The 3,532-nt window shown below is 64.6% G+C and carries 4 protein-coding genes and 1 pseudogene; all 5 read left to right on the top strand.

What is annotated here, in order from left to right:
- Positions 1-624, top strand: a pseudogene (locus EN969_RS21925) (FAD-dependent oxidoreductase); the annotation flags it as partial.
- A gap of 56 nt (positions 625-680) precedes the next feature.
- Entirely contained in the window at positions 681-1,097 is a 417-nt protein-coding gene (locus tag EN969_RS21920; RefSeq protein WP_063168704.1) for a RidA family protein, read from the top strand.
- A 5-nt stretch (positions 1,098-1,102) separates the two neighbouring features.
- Entirely contained in the window at positions 1,103-1,777 is a 675-nt protein-coding gene (locus EN969_RS21915; RefSeq protein ID WP_013530450.1) for a DUF1028 domain-containing protein, read from the top strand.
- A gap of 21 nt (positions 1,778-1,798) precedes the next feature.
- The gene (locus EN969_RS21910; protein ID WP_024503970.1) at positions 1,799-3,289 is read left to right on the top strand and encodes an aldehyde dehydrogenase; all 1,491 of its coding nucleotides are present in this window, start codon (positions 1,799-1,801) and stop codon (positions 3,287-3,289) included.
- A gap of 151 nt (positions 3,290-3,440) precedes the next feature.
- The coding region (locus EN969_RS36165; RefSeq protein WP_245467471.1) for a LysR family transcriptional regulator at positions 3,441-3,532 on the top strand (92 nt) is incomplete at its 3' end.

The raw sequence follows: 3,532 nt of genomic DNA, 5'->3' as shown, positions 1-3,532 counted from the left end.
CATGTTCGGTGCCGGGCGCAGGCGCCTGCGCCCGGCACCGAACATGTCACCATCGCGGTCAGCGGCGCGCGTGGCGGCCAGACGATCGACTTCCGGCGCCTTGCCGCGCAAGGGATGACGCTGGTTGGCCGGACCGAATCCTACAGGCACGGTGTGATGATTTTCGCACCCGATCTGGCCAAGAATATCGCGCGCGGCGATGCGAATTACATGTCGGTTCTGGACGAGGCAGATGCCTATGTCGCCCGCAACGGCCTCGACCTTCCCCCAGAGCCCGAGGCCCGCAAGATCGGCCCGGACCCGCGATGCATGACCGATCCCATTCTCGAGCTGAACCTGTCGGAAGCCGGGATAGGTTCGATCATCTGGGCGACGGGATTCACCGTCGACTACAACTGGCTGAAGGTCGATGTGTTCGACGAAAGGGGCAAGCCGAAGCACCAGCGCGGTGTGTCGACCGAGCCCGGCATCTATTTCCTCGGACTGCCTTGGCAATCGCGCAGGGGGTCGAGCTTCATCTGGGGCGTCTGGCACGACGCGCAGCATGTGGCCGACCATATTTCCACGCAGCGCAAATACCTAGCCTACCATGCGTCCGCGAAGCGCGAGACCAAGGTGGCATAGACACGGCACCTCAAACGGGATGCCCCGACCTCGAGCCTGATCCGACGGAGACCAAGATGGCGCATACAAGAATTCGAAAGTTCAACACCAAGGACACTTATCCCGAGCAGAAGCTCGACAATGATCTGTGCCAGGCGGTCGTTACGCGGGGCGGCAGGACCGTCTATCTGCGCGGCCAATGTCCGCAGGACCTCGACACGGCCAAGAACATCGACAGCCATGATCCGGTCGAGCAGACACACAAGGTCATGCAGAACATCCGCCAGCTGATCGAGGAGTGCGGCGGCACCATGGAGCACCTGGTCAAGGTGGTGGTCTACATCACCGATGTGCGCCATCGTGAGGCGGTCTACCGTACCATGGGCGCGTATATCAGAGGCGTGCATCCCGTCTCGACCGGCCTTGTCGTGCAGGCCCTGGCGCGGCCGGACTGGCTGGTCGAGATCGACGGCACCGCCGTCATTCCGGACTGATTGCGATGACCTTTTCCATTGTCGCGCGGTGCGGCCGCACCGGCATGTTCGGGGTCGCGGTGTCCTCCTCGTCGCCTGCTGTTGCGGCGCGCTGCGCCTATGCGCAGGCGGGCGCCGGGGCCATTGCCAGCCAGAACGTCACCGATCCTACGCTTGGACTGCGCGGTCTCGAATTGCTGGCGCGCGGCGCGTCCGCGGCGGAGGCGATTGCCATATTGAAGCGCACCGGTGCCTATCCCGAATACCGGCAGGTGCTGGCTGTCGACGCCGCTGGAGCGACCGCGATCCATTCGGGTCCCAAAGCTCTTGGCATCTGGGCGGAGGCGCGAGCTGACAATGTCGCCTGCGGCGGCAACATGCTGGCCCATGATGGCGTGCCGCAAGCGATGGTCGAGGCCTTCCTGGCGTCGGAGGGGCATCTCGGCGACCGCCTCATCGCGACTATGCGCGCGGCGCTGACAGCCGGCGGCGAGGCTGGCCCTGTCCATTCCGCCGGCATGAAGCTGGTGCGTGAGGTGGCGTGGCCGGTCGCCGACCTGCGCTGCGACTGGACCGACGATTGTCCTATCGAGCAACTGGCGGCGCTGTGGCAACTCTACAAGCCACAGCTCGATGCCTATGTGACCCGCGCGATCAACCCATCCGATGCGCCGAGCTACGGCGTGCCGGGCGACGAATAGTCAAGACAGGGGTCACCTGCGATGAGTGAACTCAGCCACAAGGACTGGATCGGCAAGGCGTCCGCGATCCGTTTTCGTGACAAGGCGTTCATCGACGGCAAGACGGTCGCGGCGCGTTCGGGCCGGACCTTTGCCAGCGTCAATCCGGCAACGGGCGAGGTGCTGGCCGAAGTGGCGTCCTGCGGCGAGGAAGACATCGATCTGGCGGTTGCCGCCGCTAGGCGCAGCTTCAACGCCGGCGTCTGGTCGCGCACCAGCCCGGCGCACCGCAAGGAGGTGTTGCTGCGGCTGGCGCAGCTGCTGCGCGACAACCTGCATGAACTGGCCCTGCTTGAATCGCTGGACATGGGCAAACTGGTCAGGGATGCGGCCTCGGTCGACGTCCCCGGTTCGGCGGCGATCTTCCAATGGTATGGCGAGGCCATCGACAAGATCTATGGCGAGGTGGCGCCGACCGGCGAAGGCGATCTGGTGCTGGTGCGGCGCGAGCCGCTTGGCGTGGTCGGCGCGGTGGTGCCGTGGAACTTCCCGCTCGACATGGCGACCTGGAAGTGCGCGCCGGCGCTGGCGGCGGGCAATTCGGTGGTGCTGAAACCCGCCGAGCAGTCGCCTCTGTCGGCCCTGCTCCTGGCGGAGCTGGCGATGGAGGCGGGCCTGCCTGCCGGCGTGCTCAATGTTGTGCCCGGCCTTGGCGAAACCGCCGGCCAGGCGCTTGGCCGCCATATGGATGTGGATTGCCTCGCCTTCACCGGTTCGACCGCGGTGGGCAAGATGTTCCTGCAGTACTCCGGGCAGTCGAACATGAAGCAGGTCTGGCTGGAGACCGGCGGCAAGAGCCCCAACCTCGTCTTTGCCGACTGCGGGGATCTCGATGTGGTGGCCGATATGGCGGCCTTCGGCATCTTCTTCAACCAGGGCGAGGTCTGTTCCGCCAATTCACGCCTGCTCGTCCAGCGCGGCATCAAGGATGCCTTGGTGGAGAAACTGGTGCAGCGTGCGGCGGCCACGCAGCCCGGCGATCCGCTCGATCCGATTTCGAAAATGGGCGCGATGGTCGATAGTCGCCACGCCGCCAATGTCATGCGCTTCGTCGAGGCCGGTAAAAAGACCGCGCGCCTGGTCGCGGGCGGCGACATGGTCACGGTCAATGGGCGCGGCAGCTTTGTCCAGCCCACCATTTTCGACGATGTCACGCCTGCCGATCCGATTGCCCGCGACGAGATCTTCGGGCCGGTGCTTTCGGTCATTGCCTTCGATGACGAGGCCGACGCGATCCGCATCGCTAATGACAGCCCCTACGGGCTCGCCGCATCGCTGTGGACCGACAGCCTGTCGCGCGCGCACCGCATCGCCGGGCGGCTGCAGGCCGGCACAGTTTCCGTCAACAAGGTCGACGCTCTGAGCCCGATGACGCCGTTCGGTGGTTTCAAGCAATCCGGCTTCGGCCGCGACCTGTCGCTGCATGCGCTCGACAAGTACACCGCGCTCAAAACGACATGGATCAAATATTGATGGGCGCCTAGAGCGCATCGCGATCGAACGGATTCAAGTGATGCGCTTTAGGCCTTTGCTCCATGCATGTCGTTTGCGCAAAACCGGGGCCACTTTTGCGCGACATGCATTAGGCTTGATCGAAGCCCTCAAACCGGCAACATAGCCAGCCATGCCGCTACGCTTCACGCTCAGACAGCTGGAATATTGCGTTGCCGTGGGCGAAGCCGGCTCCATCGCCAAGGCGGCCGAGCAGGTCAATGT

The organism is Mesorhizobium sp. M7A.F.Ca.CA.003.01.2.1 (assembly GCF_003998945.1).
Classification (GTDB): Bacteria; Pseudomonadota; Alphaproteobacteria; order Rhizobiales; family Rhizobiaceae; genus Mesorhizobium; species Mesorhizobium ciceri.
The sequence above is the reverse complement of the archived record's forward strand: the minus strand, read 5'-3'. Positions and strand labels throughout refer to the sequence as shown.

Coding starts and splice junctions, on each gene's coding strand:
- EN969_RS21915 (WP_013530450.1), top strand. CDS start 1,103: ATGACCTTTTCCATTGTCGCGCGGTGCGGCCGCACCGGCATGTTCGGG.
- EN969_RS21920 (WP_063168704.1), top strand. CDS start 681: ATGGCGCATACAAGAATTCGAAAGTTCAACACCAAGGACACTTATCCC.
- EN969_RS21910 (WP_024503970.1), top strand. CDS start 1,799: ATGAGTGAACTCAGCCACAAGGACTGGATCGGCAAGGCGTCCGCGATC.